The sequence below is a fragment of the Candidatus Lokiarchaeota archaeon genome (assembly GCA_014730275.1).
In the GTDB taxonomy this organism is placed as follows: Archaea; Asgardarchaeota; Thorarchaeia; order Thorarchaeales; family Thorarchaeaceae; genus WJIL01.
The window spans coordinates 1-15,530 of record WJIL01000023.1; the positions used below are offsets into that span (position 1 = coordinate 1).

The following is a 15,530-nucleotide window of genomic DNA, read 5'->3' on the forward strand; positions in this document are numbered from 1 at the left end:
CGAAAAGGAACCTCCTACAGTTGCTGCTAGTTATACCGGTCAGGTCATGGTTATCCAACATCCAACAGCAATTACTGTTGGCTATACGCCAGTTATTCATACCCACACTGCTCAGGTTGCCTGTAGATTTGATGAACTCCTACAGAAGCTTGATCAGCGCTCTGGCCAAGTAACTGAAGAGAATCCTGACTACGTTAAAAAGGGCGAATCGATGATTGCCAAGCTCGTACCACTCAAACCAATGGTTATCGAGCCGTACAAGGAGATTCCTCAACTCGGACGCTTTGCTGTACGTGACATGGGCATGACAGTTGCCGTCGGTGTTGTACAAAAAGTCGAGCCTCGAAAGCTTCCAGCTGAGAAGAAAGGCTAGAATGCGTGTAGTTTATAGAACCGGGCTGCGAGGCCCGCGTTCCCACTCTATTTTTTTCCCGTCTTCAGCCAATTTCTGACATAATCTAATGCTTTTGACATTGTTGTGATCGTCAATGTAGTAGTCACATTCTTAGGTGAAGACTGCGAGCTCACAAAACGAATAGTATGAACAACAAGCGGGATCAGAGCATAAAACACCTGTTGAAATCCAAGTTGAATCAGGTTATCTTTTTCGCCTTCCTGATTTTGAACATCCTTCTCGCTATCTTTTCTTGCTTCGCCCCTTCTCAGTATGCTCTACTTGTAATCATCCTAGTGTTCATAGTTTCATTGGGTGGTTATTGTATCTGGCAGCTTGTTGGCTTCAGGAAGCAAGACCCGCAGAACAGTACTGAAAGCTCTCGTTCTTCACCCGATGTTTTTGAAGCTATTTCGAATAATGAAGCAAGTATAACTTGCCCGGATTGTGGGATGTCCTTCCCCCTGTTGAATGCGACCCGTCTTAGCGAGAACGCTGTTCTCTGCCCCGTATGTGGTGCAAGACTCCGCGTGGGAAAATCCTAGGATATGTTATCCTACTATTTCCGGTATACTGCTCGTCTTATCGAGGTCGTAGCATTGAATAGTACTAGAGAAAAACGAAGTTTGGCGCTGGGAGGGGGATATTCGGGCCTACCAGAAGGTAAAGGCCTTTCGAACCCCCGCGTGCTTAGGCACACCAGCTATCAGCCCGCCTGCTTAGTGCGATGGCAAGTAGCAGGCTGGCTCCATACCAGGCTAGGAGATCCCAGCTTGTTCATGTAACGGAAGCCGTGGTACATCTTGTCTGGCTTATCGTGTTTCTCATAAACATTACTCTCTACCTATGATACAATCTAAGAAGGGAGTTGTCAATTCACGGCTTACACTAGTGGGTGCAGTGGCTCCCACCTTTCGGATGTCCCGTCGCAGATGACCCTTTCGCCGCGTTCCTCAAAGCAGCTACCTCCGGGGCTCCACCGCTCCCCCTTAGGGCTGTTCCCGCCAGGGCCTGACCCGTTTCGGGAGTCTAAGACAATCCCATCGATCCTACAATCGATGATATGCCCGTTGCAGACTCCGAAGACTGCTCATCAACGTCACACGACGAACGTCAGCTGAAACGGGGTTCATCCTCATACATGGGTTACTGGCACCACTATAGCCTTGTGGTCATGGTCGCGGCTAACGACCTGCCCTACCCACTGCAATTCCTAGCTACTCGGGATTTGCCTAAAAAGATTCAGGTATTCCTAGATAATGGCTCCAGCATCCCTCTTGACTTGGATTATTTCTTTCAGTACTTCTATTTCGGAGGGGTGCAAATCCTCGCGGAAGTCCTTCATTATGGCGTATATGTGCTTGATTGGCACATCAGTGTAGATTACGTCATCCTTTTTCACCTGGCGCCCGATTGTTGGCCCTCGGATGGAGACCGCAACCTCCATTCCATCGGTGGCTTCTTCTATGGTGACACTTCGATCCTGTATTTGGAGGACCTTTCCAACACGGTTACCCCCCTCATCAATCAATCCAACCTTTGGTCTAAGCAATCCATGTACTGTTACACCCACGATTGCTGGATTGCTCATCCTGAAAACATAGTCGGGCATCAACTCAAGTTTGGCTGGTCTGATAATGGCCTCTAATGATTCAGCCTTGGCTTGTTCTTCTTTCAGAACAGTCCATGCATTGTATTCGTCATACAGGCGATAAATTACATTATTTCTGAATACTTCAACTCCATACTCAGCGGCCAAGTCCTCAATTCCTGGCGCAAAGTCAACATTGAATCCAAGAATCACCGCATTCAACGGATCCTTTTCACCAGCTGCTCTTGCCTCTATCACATCTCGTTTGACTATTGGCCCAACATCAGCTATCCTTACAGATGTTTTACGTTCCTGAAGATACTGGGTCACAGCTTCCAATGAACCAAGAGTATCCGCCTTAAGTACTATTCCAGACTTATCGGTCTCGATTCTTATTTCTCCTATTTCTTCTCGTACTTTCTTCTTAAGTTCGTCAATGTTTTCTTTTTCTTGAACACCGTAAACTGGCGCACCAGCTACTGCTTTTTCTACATCAGGAGCTACGATTTTCACACCTGCTGCAGCATGGACTTCTGATACATGGGCAAACCTCTCTTTGGGATCTCGGATTTCATCCAGCTCCTTTGGTTGCAAGAGTGCTCGAATCTTAGCAACCATCACGTCATCAAGACCTCCGACCACTATTGTATCCGAATTCTTCAAGACACCATCATATATTATCGTATCAAGGGTTAAGCCTAGACCTGTCTCTTCCCGTACTTCTAATATAGCTCCCTTTGCTGGCCCCTTGGTTACACGTAGACGCTCTTTCAAGTATTGTTGCGTCAATCCTGCTAAGACCATAAGTAGTTCAGGTATTCCCTCCCCCGTTTCAGCGCTTGTGGGCACTATTGCGACATTCTTCTGGAAATTCTTCACTCGATCAAACCGTTCCGAAAGGATATCATTAGCAGAAAGCGCACCAACTATTTCGTAGATCTGCCTATCGATTTGTGACTGTGTTGCTTTCCTCTGTGATTTGATTGCCTGCAAGAGGTTCATACCCGGCTTTGATTCCCATCCTGGTATCTTGTCTAGTTTGTTTGCTGCTACCAAGAAAGGCGTTTTTCCCGAGCGAAGGATTCTGATTGATTCATACGTCTGCGTTAGGGGTCCTTCTGTTATGTCGATAACAAGAATTGCAATGTCTGCTATTGCTCCGCCTCTTCTTCGTAGGTTGAGATACGCTTCGTGACCTGGGGTATCAATAAAAAGCAGACCATCAATTGTGAGGCTTTTCTCTAGGCTCAGCAGTAAATCCCCACAGACTTCCTCAATGGTTTCTGTAGGGAAAAATGATGCGCCAATGTGCTGTGTAATCCCGGCAGCTTCCCTGCTCTGGACTGCTGTCCCCCGCATCTTGTCTAAAAGCGATGTCTTCCCGTGATCTATGTGCCCTAGTAAGGTGACTATGGGACTCCGTAATCTAGCATTCTCTGACATTGATGAGCACCTCACAACTAGCTAGAGAAAGGCTCTCCTGCTTACTTTATGAAATTGTCGTTACTCGTGAGTTGATATTAGATAATATGTGCGAGTCATAACCCTAAAATATGCTATGCTTGTCGCTGTCAAGTACCTAAGGTCAGGATTGAAAATGAAAATGCAACAATCGTTGGTTCTAATCAAACCGGATGGAACTGTAAGACGGGCAACTGGCGCTGCGGTACTTGAGACATTACTCGATAAAGGATATGATATCAAAGCATTCAAGGAAATGAAAGTTCCTGAATCTTTGGCAAGGGCTCATTATGATGTACATAGTGAGAAACCATTCTTTCCGTGGCTTGTTGACTTCATTACATCAGCTCCCATTTTGGCTATGATTGTTGAAGGTGACGATGCAATTCAGGGCATTCGGACTGCACTTGGGGCTACTTTTGTACAAGAAGCTGATTCAGATAGCTTACGCGGGAAATATGGAATCTGGGCTGGAATCAATTTGGCCCATGCTTCTGACAGTCCGAAAACAGCAGAAAAAGAAATCAAGTTATGGAAAGAACAAGGTGGATTAACAGAATCGGAAGATGCTTACGAGAAAGCTCGAGATTACATCGAAAAATACGGATTTCTGGATGAGCATACAACAGAGCTGCGAAATGTGGTTAAAAAAGCAATTGAAAATGAATCTACATCAGACGAAATGAAAAAAATCGTTGAACACATTTTGGAAAAAGACGCCAAAGACATCGCTGAAAGCGATATTGAAGCTTTGAGCTCTACTATACATGATTTCATACTTGAGGAAGTAGAAGAATAAGATGGAGTGACACCCGTCACTCCTCTGGCTTTTTGCCTTTTTCAAATTCATTAGTCCACTTAGTTACCCTGGGTTTCATACCCTTCTTCAACATACTAACCTTACATTTCTTTGAACAGAACCAAAGAAGGGCTCCATCCTTCGTTCTAACGTATGCGGATCCTGTTCCAGGTTCAATATCTTCTCCACAGAAAACGCATTTCTTGGTACCAACCAAGCTCAACGCCTCCTCATTTTGCGAGCTTCACGCTCTGTCTCTCGAAGAATAAGTATATCTCCTTGTCTAACCGGTCCCTTAACGTTCCGTGTCAATACTCTTCCCTTATCGCGACCTTCAAGTATTTTTACGCGAACTTGAGTTATTTCCCCGGTGACTCCCGTCCGTCCCAGTAGCTGTATGACTTCAGCCGGTATGGCTGGAGTGCTGCTGTCATTGTCGTTGCTCATTTGAACTCATCACCCGAAATAACTATCCTATTTACGGAGCGCATCTATTTTATCTACGACGTCGGATACTAAATCCTTCGCTTTTCCTTCTACAAGAATGGACGCGGCGGAAGTTGGCCTTTCGATACCAGCCGCTTCGCCGAGATTACTCTTGCTATTAACAAATATGTAAGGCACTTTCTTATCATCACATAGTCCTGGCAGAAACATGATGATTTCTGGCGGATCTACGTCTTCGGCAATTAGAACTAGCTTGGCTATTGCCCGTTCGACGGTCTTGGTCGTTTCATTGACACCTTTCTTTATTCGACCAGTTTCTCTAGCTATTTCTAGAGCTTCTAGTGCTCTCTTTTGAATCTCTTCAGTCGCTTCCCATTCAACAAAACTTGGTTTTGGCATTATTCTCTACCTCTGTTTTCACTTCATTGGCGGTGCGTGCTTAGTGACAGGTGGGTTCTAATTGGCCTGCTGCCAACTTCTTTTAAAAGTGTCGAAGCATGACAGCTAGCAGTATGCTAGCTCGTTCAATGCATTTTTGATATCTGTATTTTGTATATTTAAGTGCTCTAATATCGAGTATCGGCCTCGCTTCTTCATAATTCGAAGTGCATGATGAATATCATCAAGAAGTAGAGCCATATTCAGTTCCATCTCTTCAAGGGTAGAAGGAATGCCATTTCCCTTCAGAAACTGTTGTACTTGCACAGCATTGTATGTGGTGTATCCTGTTCTCTCAAGAAAATGGACACTCAATGGAGTTGCAAATGCTACTTGGAGCCCATGTAGCGTATGGTTTCGTCTGTCCATTGCATGAGAAATTGCATGCTCCGTTCCGGAGCATGGTCTTGAACTACCGAACATACTCATTGCCTTACCGCATTCTATTTCAGCTCTTACTAGGCTCTCTGTATCGTCGTTTTCCATAATTAATCGAAGCGCCTCGTCAACTATCATGTAGATTTCTTCATCGAGGGCTTCAATGTCTTCTTCACTTCCCAGTCTCCATTCGGGAAGACTAGAAGCCTTGCTGACAATATCTCCTAAACCCGCACGCTTGAGTTTTGCTGGTGCTTTATCTATGATCGAAGTATCTGCCACTACTATGCTAGGGGCTTTGCATTTTTTCGAGTATCGATATCCGTTTTGTACAATCGATGCTACATTGCTTGCAATCCCGTCATGTGAAGCAGCAGTTGGCACCGATATCCACTCAAGACCGCTATCCTTGGCCATGAGTTTGGCTACATCAATACTCCTTCCCCCACCAAATCCGATGATAATATCGTGACCGGTGATATCTTTCTGTTTTCCCGCATGATAATCGCTTGCTAGCTGCCAACCCATATCCTTGCTTGTGCAGTTCAATAATTGGTCTTGGTACTGTGAGAAAATATGCTCATCTGTGGCCACAATGGGATATTCATAATCGCTAAGGATGTCGCCCAAGCTGTCTAAGGCTCCTTCTGCAATTATGACCTTCTTGGGCACTATAGGCGACATGATATCTGCTCCCGCTTTCAAACTTGTACCTGCTTGTTAAGCTCTTCTATGACGCGCGAAATCCAGTATCCACAATCTGTCTTTCCATCATTTTTAAGTACCGGCCAATAACGGCCTATTCAACTACGGGTTAGTGTTATCTCTGAAACACATCAGCTGATATGCTTGCAGTCGGACATAGAAGATACGAGAGAGAGATATGAAGTACGTTAAAGTCGCGCTCATGGGACCCGGGTATGCGGGTAAATCAACTCTCATTCGGCTTCTTACCGACAACAATTCTCAGAAGCTGGACTCTAACTACAAACCAACAGCTGGCATGGACTGTGGCACGATTACTCTTGATAGTGCAACAAAGGTAACCTTGGTAGAAATGGGCGGTCAAAAACACTTCGAATTCATGTGGCCAGATTTTATGCAAGGTAGTGAAATGGTTGTCGTCGTCACGGAGAGTAACCCCAAAGCAGTACTGAAAACTAGGCAGCTGCTGCACAAGTACAGTGATTTACTCAGCGACAAACAAGTTATAGCAATTGCAAACAAACAGGATCTTCCGGATGCGATGCGCCCAGAATCTGTACAGGATTTGCTTGATGTGCCTACTTATGGGATGGTAGCAATAGATCCCAAACAGAGGTTACACGGATACAAATTGTTAGTCAAGGGTCTTCAAGGCATGGTAAAAATAGCTGCCTAACCGTGGAAATAATTACTGAGCAATTTTCAATTCGCCTTAGGACAAGCCTTTTATACATTTCAATTCGAGGCAACATTACCCAGGACACGGGCGAGTGAGCCGTTTCGTCATTTGAGAACTACGGCGAGTCCGTCCGGGATGTTGTCTTTTGGGTAGCAATTTCACCACGGCAAGGTGTAATAATGGAACTCACGATAATCGACAAGCAGCCGGATAAGATTCAGTTCCTAGTTGAAGGTATAAGTGCTGCATTCGCCAACGCGCTGCGACGAACTATGCTTATGAGAGTCCCAGCTATGGCAATAGACGAAGTGCTTATTCTCGAAAATACAAGTGTAATGTATGATGAGATGCTTGCGCATCGTTTAGGCCTTATCCCCTTAGTCACAGACTTAGAGGCCTATAATCTTCCCGAGGAATGTGATTGTGAAGGGAAGGGTTGTAGTCTTTGTCAATGTACGCTGACTCTTGAGAAAGAAGCTATTGACGAAGAGACAATGGTCTATTCTGGTGATCTTTCTTCTCAGGATCCAGAAGTGGTTCCTGCATCAGATGATATACCGCTTGTAAAAATCGCACCAAACCAAAGACTGATCATTGAAGCTTATGCCCGACTTGGCACAGGTCAAGAAAATGCGAAATTTCAACCTGTTGCTACTGTTGCGTACAAATACGTTCCTGTAGTTAGTGTTGACAAATCGAAGTGTGAAATGTGCGGCGATTGCGTAGACATTTGTCCAAAGGACATTCTTGTCATTGAAGATGATACAATTACCATGCAAAATACACTTGAATGCAGTCTTTGTGAAGCTTGCATGAAAGTCTGTGAACCTGATGCAATACGAATTGAATCGAAAAGCGGCAGCTTCCTCTTTACGGTTGAATCATCGGGCGCTTTACCGCCCGAGAAGATTATCGAAGTTGCGACTGATATAATGAAAGAGAGAATAGGTGTTGCTCTTGACTACGCCAATTCATTGTGAGGCGATTCTTTATGGTAAGAACAGGACCAAGTAATCCAAACACACGTGCACTCATCAATTCACTGAAGAAGACTTCGACAAAGCATGATGTCGGGATATGGAGCAGAGTAGCAGAATTAGTATCTCGCCCGGCAAGGAAACGTCCAGTAGTTAATATTGGCAAAATAAATCGACATACTGAAGAAGGCGATACTGTCGTTATCCCGGGCAAGGTATTAGGATCTGGTGTACTCCGTCACAAGGTAACTATAGCGGCTCTCAATACTTCAAAGAGTGCTGCATCCCATATAGCGGGGGCGGGAGCATCACTCATTACAATTCAAGAGCTGCTGGAGAAAAATCCGAACGGTTCCGACATTATTGTATTGACATAGGAGGTTAATGATTATGAATTCAGTCAAAATTTACGACGCGGATCACATGGTTGTCGGGAGATTAGCTTCAAAGGTGGCAAAAGCTGCTCTGATGGGCGATGAGGTAGTTATTGTGAATGCCGAGAAAGCAATAATAACAGGAAATAGAGAATCTGTTATTCGATCTTTCAAGGAGAAACATCAAATCAAAACCTCATATAATCCAAGAAGAGGTCCATTTCACCATCGGCGACCCGACAAATTGGTACGCCGGGTTATTCGAGGTATGCTGCCATGGCCAAAGCCACGAGGAAAGAAAGCTTTCAAACGAATCAAAGTCTATATTGGTGTACCACGAAAATACGAAGACAAGGAGAAGATTGTACTGGAAAGCTCACGCTATGACAGCCTCAGAAGGCGGTACGTAACAGTTGCAGATTTGAGCCAAGAATTAGGCTGGCACAAGATGGAGGTTGCATAGAATGCGTGTTGTTGTTACTGCTGGTAAACGAAAAACAGCTATTGCAAAAGCAACAGTCAAAGATGGTAAAGGCAGAATCCGAATCAATGGGCATCCTTTACCTATTTACGAGCCAGAAGTTGCTAGGCTTAGGATGATGGAACCATTGCTTCTGTTCGGCGATGGTTGGAGAGATTATGATATCCGGGTACGCGTTAGCGGGGGTGGCTTCATGGGTCAGGCTGACGCTGTACGGATGGCTATTGCCACCGGACTGGTACGAATGAGTCAGAATTTTGAAGCTCGTTCTCGGATGATTGAACATGACAGAACAATGATTGTAGGTGATCCTCGACGAACTGAACCAAAGAAGTTTGGTGGCCCATCAGCTCGGAGCAGGTATCAGAAATCATACAGGTGATATTGCGATGATTATTCCCGTACGTTGCTTTACATGTGGAAAAGTAGTGGCTGACAAATACGAGGAGTTCAGGCGCAGAGTTAGGCAAGGTGACGACCCTGCCCAAGTGCTGGATGACCTAGGCCTTGAAAGATATTGTTGCCGCCGAATGCTTCTCTCACATATTGATGTGATTGACAGCTTCATGGCTTTTGCTACCACCGAAGCGGAGAGTGCATAACATGAGCGAGGAAGATGTAGCTTCCATTGATGTAACTGAAGTAGATTTGCTAACCTCCATGGACAAGTACCTAGCTGCGGGCTGTCACATTGGAACACAGGTCAAAACACAAGATATGGAGCCATTTGTTTACAGGCAGCGTCCCATAGGCCTGTTCGTTCTTGACGTCCGTAAAACTGACGAGAGAATCAGAACCGCAGCCAAGTTTCTGTCTCGCTTTGATGCTGAAAAAATCGCTATCGTTTCTGGCCGTGTCTACGGTAAACAACCAGTAGAAACATTCAGCTATTATATCGGTTCCCGCGAATTTACTGATAGGTTCGTCCCTGGTACTTTTACGAATCCAAACATTAGCGGCCCGAAATCCTACGTAGAACCAGAGGCTGTCCTTCTTACTGACCCCAGAACAGATAGACAGGCACTTACTGAGGCTGCTAGGATTGGTGTGCCTGTTATTGCACTCTGCGACACTGACAATCATACCCGTAACGTCGACTATGTTATACCCTGCAACAATCGTGGACGGAAGTCGCTTGCGCTGGTGTATTTCTTACTTACGCGACAAATACTCCGAGAGCGCGGGGATATCCCGCGAGATGAGGAAGTTATTTTCTCACCAGAGGACTTCGAGCCAGAGATTCGTACGGCTTTCCTCTAGTGGAAGAATCGGTATGTATTGTTAAGTACAATAAGAAAAGATGATTGGTGTCAGGTTCTTTCTGACACCAACTCTTGCTAGTTTCTTCTGATATTCCCATATCGTAGAATTGGTTTACTATTCTGAGATTGAAATAGTGCCGTTATCGGCATCGACTTCTAGTTCTTGTCCAGTTTCGATGGAATCCAATTCTATTTGATCGACAGCAGGAATTTCTGAGATGATACATCCCACGGCCACAACCGGGTCTGTTGATTCATTGATTATGGCTCGAGGTGCCATGTCTGCTTTCTTCAGTGAATAGAGTACATACGATCCTACAGTAGAGCCTTTTCCTGTTGGGAATACAAGCACCTTTCCAGCAACTGATTTGCCTTCTAGTTCGTGTCCCTTTTCGACTACGACTCCTGTATCAGGATCGACTCCGCCGTAGAAACTGATATCGTCACTAGTTACGAGTGCTTCCCCCGCAGCTTTTCCTTTGAATATCTTTCTTCCTTGTAGTTTCATTCTACCGCCTCCTCGATGCATTCTTCTAGTTTTCTGATTTCCGTCTTGAAGTTGTTCTTTCCTCTGGCATAGAAACAGGCCTTCGCTGAATTTGTCATTAAGCCCGTGAATCGTCCTTTTAATGGTGCAACTGCACAGCAAGCATCACTAACAAGAAACGCTCCTGCATTCTCTATGGTATCATAGTATCCCATTTTCGTGGCAAGATCCTTAGTTGGTTTCGCGGTGGTAATCCAAACCGTTTTTCCATCTGCAACTCTTTTCCCGTCAAGTAATTCAGCAACTTTCTCAATTTCCTTGATACTGGCATGTGGACAGCCGATGCTAATGAAGTCGATTTCAGCGTCCTCATCATCGAGCTGTGCTCTGGCTTCTGTCATATCCTCTTCCGTTACAATCTCTGTACGGGATGGGATTTGTGTTCTATTCGGCGTAATTCCCTCCATATGGAACAGTGCTATCCCGCCAAAAGTAGCGATTGATGCGCAGAAGGATTTGAGCTGGTCAGTCGTTGCATCGTTTATTCCAGTAATATACGGTATTTCCTTCCGTGTTCGTTTTCCTATTACTTCACCAAGAAGGCCAAAATCATCTGTATTCTCAATTTGGGCTTGGACGTCGTATTTAACTTCTGCCTGCCTATTTTCCTCCAGATGGAACCCATATTCAGCTGTTCTACCGGTAAGGGCAGCAGCTAGGGCACTAGGCCCGCCTTCCCTGTTTGTTCGAGCCCCAATTACAGAATTTGCAAAACACACGGCCGAAGATTCGGCCCATGCAATGTGTTCTCCATAGTGGGGTAAGTTTCCTATCAGGTAGGGTGTACATGTGCATGTAGTAATCACACCCATTCGTGAGAATGCTTCTACAACTCGTTGCTGATTCTCAGCAAAGTCGGGGGGAATGCCGTGTTTTTTCCATTCGTCAAGATCCATCCCTGCGGGGTTTAGTGTTGTAAGAACCCGTGTCTGTCCGTCCTCCGCCATTTCTGCCAAGTATTCTAAACCGGCTTCTCCCAAGTTGTGGTATGAAACACCAGCTATTTGCACACTGGATACTGGGATGAGCCGCTCAGATCCATATATTTCACCAAGCGTAGTAATGATTTGCATGGCTTTTTGTGTCGCATTCCCATATTCTCCAGCAATCATGGCTTCTTCTTGTTCAGTTAATTCTAGTCCCATTACTAATCCCTCAGGAATTTATTAAGGTCAACGTCAGGAAACCTCGCTTTCTTGAAGCTTTTTCCTTTTGTCTCCAATGGCTTTGTACAATCAAAACCAATCTTTGTTGTAATCTTAGTACCTGGTTTTGCACTAGGATCCAACGAGCTGCCCGGCTCTGGATCCTTAATCAACATGTCCGTGTCTCCTTGGAATCTTAGGGCAAATGCCCACTCACGTTCCTGTTCATTGTAGATGTCAATGTCTTTATCATATACCCAGACATGCTTACCACTGCTATGCCCAGCGAAAGCACCTTGAATTGCTTTGATGCCATCATCTTCATTTTGCTTGTTTATACTAACTGCGATGTGTAACCAACTTGAGCCTCCCGGCGTCAGGTTTACATCACGAACATCTACTCCACGCTTCTTTATTTCTCGATATACTGTTGGTTCGCGAGGCATCCCCATCAGCACTTTATGTTCAGCTCTTCCAGGCAGGAGAGCTTGCCAGATTCCGTTCTTCCTGTGAGTAATTTTCTTGACTTTGAAGACCGGCTCTTGCCGTACAACATCAACAGTCTCAGTCAAATCTATGAACGGGCCTTCGTCTGCTTTTTCGTCGAGTATAACTGTCCCCTCTAAAACGAACTGGGAGTCAGCCGGAATCATCAAATCCACAGTCTCAGCTTTCGTAATTCTAATTGGGCTAAGTGCATTAGCGATTTCCAGCTCATTCACACCAGTTTCTACTGATGTTGCAGCAGCAACGAGAATTTCAGGTGTGTTTCCGATACAATATGCTACATCAACTTCACCATTTCTTTCTAGGAACGTATGAAAGTCTCTTCCCCTGACAACCCGTGTCACCATTTCATCATTGTCAATTTGCATTGCTCTATGGAAATCGAGATTCTGTCCGTATTCTGGATCCGCCGCAACAACAACTCCAGATGATATATACGGTCCTCCATCTACCTCATTATGCTTGAGTATCGGCAACTCATCCAAATTAACTGTATCACGAACGACTTCCTGACATGGAGCATTATCTATCTCTTCAGGTGGCGATTTCTCCTCAATTGCTTTCGTCAACGTTGGAATGAGCTTCTCCACACCAATGCCGAAGTAGTCTGCTATCTGATTCTTGGTGCAGAATAGGTTGCCTGCTACTTGAAATGATGAATCTGACACATTCTCAAACAATGCAGGTCTAGGCTCAAGAGCTTTGAGTATCCCAGCAATTTCCAGTTTCTTTGAGGCGGGCTCAGCTACAACTTCAATTTTGCCCTGTTTCCTTAATCCTTCAATGTGGTCTTCAAGTGCCATTCTTCAGCCTCCTGTTTAAAGTCCAAATGCAGTTATCCATACCCCCGCCGCACCTGCTTCTTCAAGCGATGATGCGATTTCTTCAGCCGTTTCTTCATTTTCGGCCAAAGCTATCATATTCCCTCCTCTTCCTGTTCCGGTAAGCTTTGCTCCCAAAGCACCTGATTCTCTGGCGACTGCTGTTAAATCATCGAGTTCTTTGCAAGATACAGTCAAATCTTTCAAGAGTTCATGATTCTTGTTCATATACTCCCCTACTTTCTTGGTTTCAAGGTTGACAAGTGCTTCTCGTGCATCATGAACCAACTGCTCATACTCTTCTGCTATCTTATCGAACCAAGAAGGATTTTCCTCTTTCTTTGAGCGAACATCTCCTACGACTTCGACAGTACTAGCTGTTAAACCTGTGGATCCAATCACGAGGTTCACTGCTTCGTCCAATTTTATCTTCTCGAAAGTTGGGGGTCCACCATCCAAATCTCTTTCGTACCAAACCAAACCTCCGAAGGTTGAAGCTGTGTTGTCTATCCCTGATGGAGTACCATGGTATGCTTTTTCACCTTCATAAGCTGCCTCATTGATTTGTTCATCATTCATTCCAAGTTCAAATTCATCATTCAGTGCTCGTGCTAGAGAAACACAACTTGCTGCACTTGCACCGACACCAGAGGCACACACTAAATCCCCACCAAATTCGATACGGATTCCTTCATCAGAAAGATCCACACCACAGAAATCAATCACGTTTTCGATTGAATCCTTCTGCTGGTCCAGTTTCTTCTTTTTGTATCCCGGTACGGCTGGCCGATTATCATCAAGAGTCCAGCCAGGAGATTCTTTTCTTCTGACTTTAGCAACTGTTTCGGACTCGATACCGGCAGCCAAAGCCGGGAGACCGTACACAACGAAATGTTCTCCAAACAATATTGACTTGCCTTTTCCGGAGCCTGTTCCCATCTTCACACACTTTCTTCTATAGACTTGTTATGAGCTGGTACTTTATCGCTACTTTTGAAAATTTCCATCGACAAATTTGCAAGTCTGAGTGACTTTGCGGTTTGAGTTGTCCCAAATTAGCTCTTACCTTCTAGGAGATGAACCACTATAAGTATCATATGATAGATGGGGTTTCGGCCTTTGATCCATGGATTTTGCCAAGTATCAGTGCTTTCAATGCAATCCATTTCGATGGGACCAAATCGAGTGGGCTGATACTCATTAGTTTGCAGAGAGCAGACATAGTTCGGGCCAATGAATTGCATGAGGGGCTTAGTAGTACATTCGATTTTCCAACCTTTGATGCAAGGTAATCTTTGGTTTCTTTTATTGCACAGTCTCCAACAATCAATACGGGGCCATGAATTGTGTCTAACGTTTCTATATCATGTCCTTCCCCCATGACGATATCAAAACCCCCTTTGCCTCCATAGTCATAGTATAGCAGCTGGACGAGCATACGCGTATTAAGCTCGCACCCCTCTGGGCACAGTTTCTTTGTACCTTTGAGAACTCTAACATCATCAGGGAATACATCCAAGGTGCGAGATGGATATCTTTTTGTGAACCGTGACACCTCGCCTTTCAAGCCATCAAGAACTGAGCTGATGTCCTGTGCTTTGGCAGCGAGTGCAAGGTGTTTCACTTCTTTAATTTCATATCCCAGAACTTTTGCTCCGACTGCATCGACATGGAGCGTATTTGTTCCTCCTATGAGAATATCCAATTGTTCGATGCATTCGTCTAGGAATTGCTGAAGAGGATAGTGACCATGAAATACAGCGTGTGTTCCATCGATGATGGTGTAATCGGGTTTGAATAGAGAATATAGATCTGCTAGAACCTGATGCAAGCCTTCATCATGATTCCGGGATCTATCGGTATGGCTTAAGAATGCCATCTGGTTTTTGATTCCAAGAGTCACCGTTGTCATTGGATGCGTTTTCAGCTTTGGTACAGATATGTACAACGAATCCCTTTCCCCAGAAGTGAAATTCCTTGCAATCAACTCAGGGATTTTCACCTCTTCGCCTACTGTTGGGAGAACAACCGTTGTATGTGATTTCTCATCCAGATAGACTGCCTTTGCCCCTGTGTCATCAAGTACTTCTTTGTATCCTGTACATTCGAAAACAAGTCTGGTCATGTTGCCCTGTGTGGAATTCTCCATAAGGTATACCTGTTCTGCCCCATTTTCATAGAAGAAATTGATTACCGCTCGGAGCAGCTTGGGATGCGTATATGAATATGGCTTGAAGTCTACGCCATTTGGTTTGATATAGACTTGTTCCCTTTCTTTCATTAAAGGTTGGTTCTTTCCAATCTTCTGGAACAAATCCTCAACTGCTTGTCGAAGACCGTTTTTTACATCTTGGATGATTACATTGCTCAACTCTACCATCCTACTATCATTCACGTCACAAGAAAAAGCTGGTGGGCCGGGTGAGATTTGAACTCACGACCACGCGGACCCGAACCGCGAATCCACGCCACTCTAGCTCCAGCACGAAAATGTGGTAGAGTAGCTAGACCACCGACCCAATTG

Annotated in this window: 19 protein-coding genes, 2 tRNA genes and 1 other RNA gene; 9 read left to right on the forward strand and 13 right to left on the reverse strand. The window is 44.9% G+C overall.

The window, feature by feature from the left end; translation table 11 throughout:
* On the forward strand, positions 1-373 hold a 373-nt coding region (gene tuf, locus GF309_03785), incomplete at its 5' end, for an elongation factor 1-alpha (protein ID MBD3157890.1).
* Positions 374-1,021: 648 nt separating this feature from the next.
* On the opposite strand, the gene GF309_03790 is transcribed toward tuf, so the two are convergent.
* The 3 genes from GF309_03790 to infB all read right to left on the reverse strand — a co-directional run bounded on the left by GF309_03790 (position 1,022) and on the right by infB (position 3,428).
* A tRNA-Ser gene (locus GF309_03790) sits at positions 1,022-1,167 on the reverse strand.
* A 124-nt stretch (positions 1,168-1,291) separates the two neighbouring features.
* An RNA gene (gene ffs / locus GF309_03795) (signal recognition particle sRNA) lies at positions 1,292-1,602 on the reverse strand.
* A 44-nt stretch (positions 1,603-1,646) separates the two neighbouring features.
* A complete protein-coding gene (gene infB, locus GF309_03800) occupies positions 1,647-3,428 on the reverse strand; it encodes a translation initiation factor IF-2 (GenBank protein ID MBD3157891.1) in 1,782 nt (593 codons plus the stop codon).
* 88 nt (positions 3,429-3,516) lie between these two features.
* Here infB and GF309_03805 point away from each other — a divergent pair, with 88 nt between their 5' ends.
* Positions 3,517-4,245 (forward strand): hypothetical protein, encoded by a 729-nt coding sequence (locus GF309_03805; protein ID MBD3157892.1) that lies wholly within the window; start codon positions 3,517-3,519, stop codon positions 4,243-4,245.
* A 16-nt stretch (positions 4,246-4,261) separates the two neighbouring features.
* On the opposite strand, the gene GF309_03810 is transcribed toward GF309_03805, so the two are convergent.
* The 4 genes from GF309_03810 to GF309_03825 form a co-directional block, all read right to left on the reverse strand.
* A complete protein-coding gene (locus tag GF309_03810; protein ID MBD3157893.1) occupies positions 4,262-4,462 on the reverse strand; it encodes a 50S ribosomal protein L24e in 201 nt (66 codons plus the stop codon).
* Between the two features lie 2 nt (positions 4,463-4,464).
* Complete coding sequence (locus GF309_03815) at positions 4,465-4,692, reverse strand: 30S ribosomal protein S28e (protein MBD3157894.1); 228 nt, start codon at positions 4,690-4,692, stop codon at positions 4,465-4,467.
* Between the two features lie 27 nt (positions 4,693-4,719).
* Complete coding sequence (locus tag GF309_03820) at positions 4,720-5,091, reverse strand: 50S ribosomal protein L7ae (GenBank protein MBD3157895.1); 372 nt, start codon at positions 5,089-5,091, stop codon at positions 4,720-4,722.
* 105 nt (positions 5,092-5,196) lie between these two features.
* The gene (locus tag GF309_03825; GenBank protein MBD3157896.1) at positions 5,197-6,192 is read right to left on the reverse strand and encodes an iron-containing alcohol dehydrogenase; all 996 of its coding nucleotides are present in this window, start codon (positions 6,190-6,192) and stop codon (positions 5,197-5,199) included.
* A gap of 199 nt (positions 6,193-6,391) precedes the next feature.
* On the opposite strand from GF309_03825, the gene GF309_03830 reads away from it, so the two are divergent.
* The 7 genes from GF309_03830 (at position 6,392) to GF309_03860 (ending at position 9,984) form a co-directional block, all read left to right on the forward strand.
* Positions 6,392-6,889, forward strand: a complete 498-nt coding sequence (locus GF309_03830) for a GTP-binding protein (GenBank protein ID MBD3157897.1) — start codon at positions 6,392-6,394, stop codon at positions 6,887-6,889.
* 182 nt (positions 6,890-7,071) lie between these two features.
* Positions 7,072-7,872, forward strand: a complete 801-nt coding sequence (locus GF309_03835) for a DNA-directed RNA polymerase subunit D (GenBank protein MBD3157898.1) — start codon at positions 7,072-7,074, stop codon at positions 7,870-7,872.
* A gap of 11 nt (positions 7,873-7,883) precedes the next feature.
* Positions 7,884-8,246: a 50S ribosomal protein L18e gene (locus GF309_03840; GenBank protein ID MBD3157899.1), complete on the forward strand. Its 363-nt coding sequence runs from the start codon at positions 7,884-7,886 to the stop codon at positions 8,244-8,246.
* Positions 8,247-8,259: 13 nt separating this feature from the next.
* Entirely contained in the window at positions 8,260-8,706 is a 447-nt protein-coding gene (locus tag GF309_03845) for a 50S ribosomal protein L13 (protein ID MBD3157900.1), read from the forward strand.
* A gap of 1 nt (position 8,707) precedes the next feature.
* Positions 8,708-9,106: a 30S ribosomal protein S9 gene (locus GF309_03850; GenBank protein MBD3157901.1), complete on the forward strand. Its 399-nt coding sequence runs from the start codon at positions 8,708-8,710 to the stop codon at positions 9,104-9,106.
* Positions 9,107-9,113: 7 nt separating this feature from the next.
* A complete protein-coding gene (locus GF309_03855) occupies positions 9,114-9,326 on the forward strand; it encodes a DNA-directed RNA polymerase subunit N (protein MBD3157902.1) in 213 nt (70 codons plus the stop codon).
* 1 nt (position 9,327) lies between these two features.
* Positions 9,328-9,984 carry a 30S ribosomal protein S2 gene (locus GF309_03860; protein MBD3157903.1) on the forward strand — a complete coding sequence of 219 codons (657 nt, stop codon included), beginning with the start codon at positions 9,328-9,330 and terminating at the stop codon, positions 9,982-9,984.
* A 117-nt stretch (positions 9,985-10,101) separates the two neighbouring features.
* Here the strand turns inward: GF309_03860 and GF309_03865 are convergent, their stop codons facing one another.
* The 6 genes from GF309_03865 to GF309_03890 form a co-directional block, all read right to left on the reverse strand.
* Positions 10,102-10,494 (reverse strand): DUF126 domain-containing protein, encoded by a 393-nt coding sequence (locus tag GF309_03865; GenBank protein ID MBD3157904.1) that lies wholly within the window; start codon positions 10,492-10,494, stop codon positions 10,102-10,104.
* Positions 10,491-11,678 carry a DUF521 domain-containing protein gene (locus GF309_03870; GenBank protein ID MBD3157905.1) on the reverse strand — a complete coding sequence of 396 codons (1,188 nt, stop codon included), beginning with the start codon at positions 11,676-11,678 and terminating at the stop codon, positions 10,491-10,493. Before GF309_03870 ends, GF309_03865 begins: the two co-directional genes overlap by 4 nt.
* Positions 11,679-11,680: 2 nt before the next feature.
* Complete coding sequence (locus GF309_03875) at positions 11,681-12,988, reverse strand: UbiD family decarboxylase (protein MBD3157906.1); 1,308 nt, start codon at positions 12,986-12,988, stop codon at positions 11,681-11,683.
* 15 nt (positions 12,989-13,003) lie between these two features.
* Positions 13,004-13,951: a mevalonate kinase gene (gene mvk / locus GF309_03880; GenBank protein MBD3157907.1), complete on the reverse strand. Its 948-nt coding sequence runs from the start codon at positions 13,949-13,951 to the stop codon at positions 13,004-13,006.
* A gap of 148 nt (positions 13,952-14,099) precedes the next feature.
* The gene (locus tag GF309_03885; GenBank protein MBD3157908.1) at positions 14,100-15,386 is read right to left on the reverse strand and encodes a DUF362 domain-containing protein; all 1,287 of its coding nucleotides are present in this window, start codon (positions 15,384-15,386) and stop codon (positions 14,100-14,102) included.
* Between the two features lie 30 nt (positions 15,387-15,416).
* A tRNA-Pro gene (locus GF309_03890) sits at positions 15,417-15,525 on the reverse strand.
* Positions 15,526-15,530 lie beyond the last annotated feature (5 nt).

Coding starts and splice junctions, on each gene's coding strand:
- infB (MBD3157891.1), bottom strand. CDS start 3,428: ATGTCAGAGAATGCTAGATTACGGAGTCCCATAGTCACCTTACTAGGG.
- GF309_03815 (MBD3157894.1), bottom strand. CDS start 4,692: ATGAGCAACGACAATGACAGCAGCACTCCAGCCATACCGGCTGAAGTC.
- GF309_03820 (MBD3157895.1), bottom strand. CDS start 5,091: ATGCCAAAACCAAGTTTTGTTGAATGGGAAGCGACTGAAGAGATTCAA.
- GF309_03825 (MBD3157896.1), bottom strand. CDS start 6,192: ATGTCGCCTATAGTGCCCAAGAAGGTCATAATTGCAGAAGGAGCCTTA.
- GF309_03830 (MBD3157897.1), top strand. CDS start 6,392: ATGAAGTACGTTAAAGTCGCGCTCATGGGACCCGGGTATGCGGGTAAA.
- GF309_03835 (MBD3157898.1), top strand. CDS start 7,072: ATGGAACTCACGATAATCGACAAGCAGCCGGATAAGATTCAGTTCCTA.
- GF309_03840 (MBD3157899.1), top strand. CDS start 7,884: ATGGTAAGAACAGGACCAAGTAATCCAAACACACGTGCACTCATCAAT.
- GF309_03845 (MBD3157900.1), top strand. CDS start 8,260: ATGAATTCAGTCAAAATTTACGACGCGGATCACATGGTTGTCGGGAGA.
- GF309_03850 (MBD3157901.1), top strand. CDS start 8,708: ATGCGTGTTGTTGTTACTGCTGGTAAACGAAAAACAGCTATTGCAAAA.
- GF309_03855 (MBD3157902.1), top strand. CDS start 9,114: ATGATTATTCCCGTACGTTGCTTTACATGTGGAAAAGTAGTGGCTGAC.
- GF309_03860 (MBD3157903.1), top strand. CDS start 9,328: ATGAGCGAGGAAGATGTAGCTTCCATTGATGTAACTGAAGTAGATTTG.
- GF309_03865 (MBD3157904.1), bottom strand. CDS start 10,494: ATGAAACTACAAGGAAGAAAGATATTCAAAGGAAAAGCTGCGGGGGAA.
- GF309_03870 (MBD3157905.1), bottom strand. CDS start 11,678: ATGGGACTAGAATTAACTGAACAAGAAGAAGCCATGATTGCTGGAGAA.
- GF309_03875 (MBD3157906.1), bottom strand. CDS start 12,988: ATGGCACTTGAAGACCACATTGAAGGATTAAGGAAACAGGGCAAAATT.
- GF309_03885 (MBD3157908.1), bottom strand. CDS start 15,386: ATGGTAGAGTTGAGCAATGTAATCATCCAAGATGTAAAAAACGGTCTT.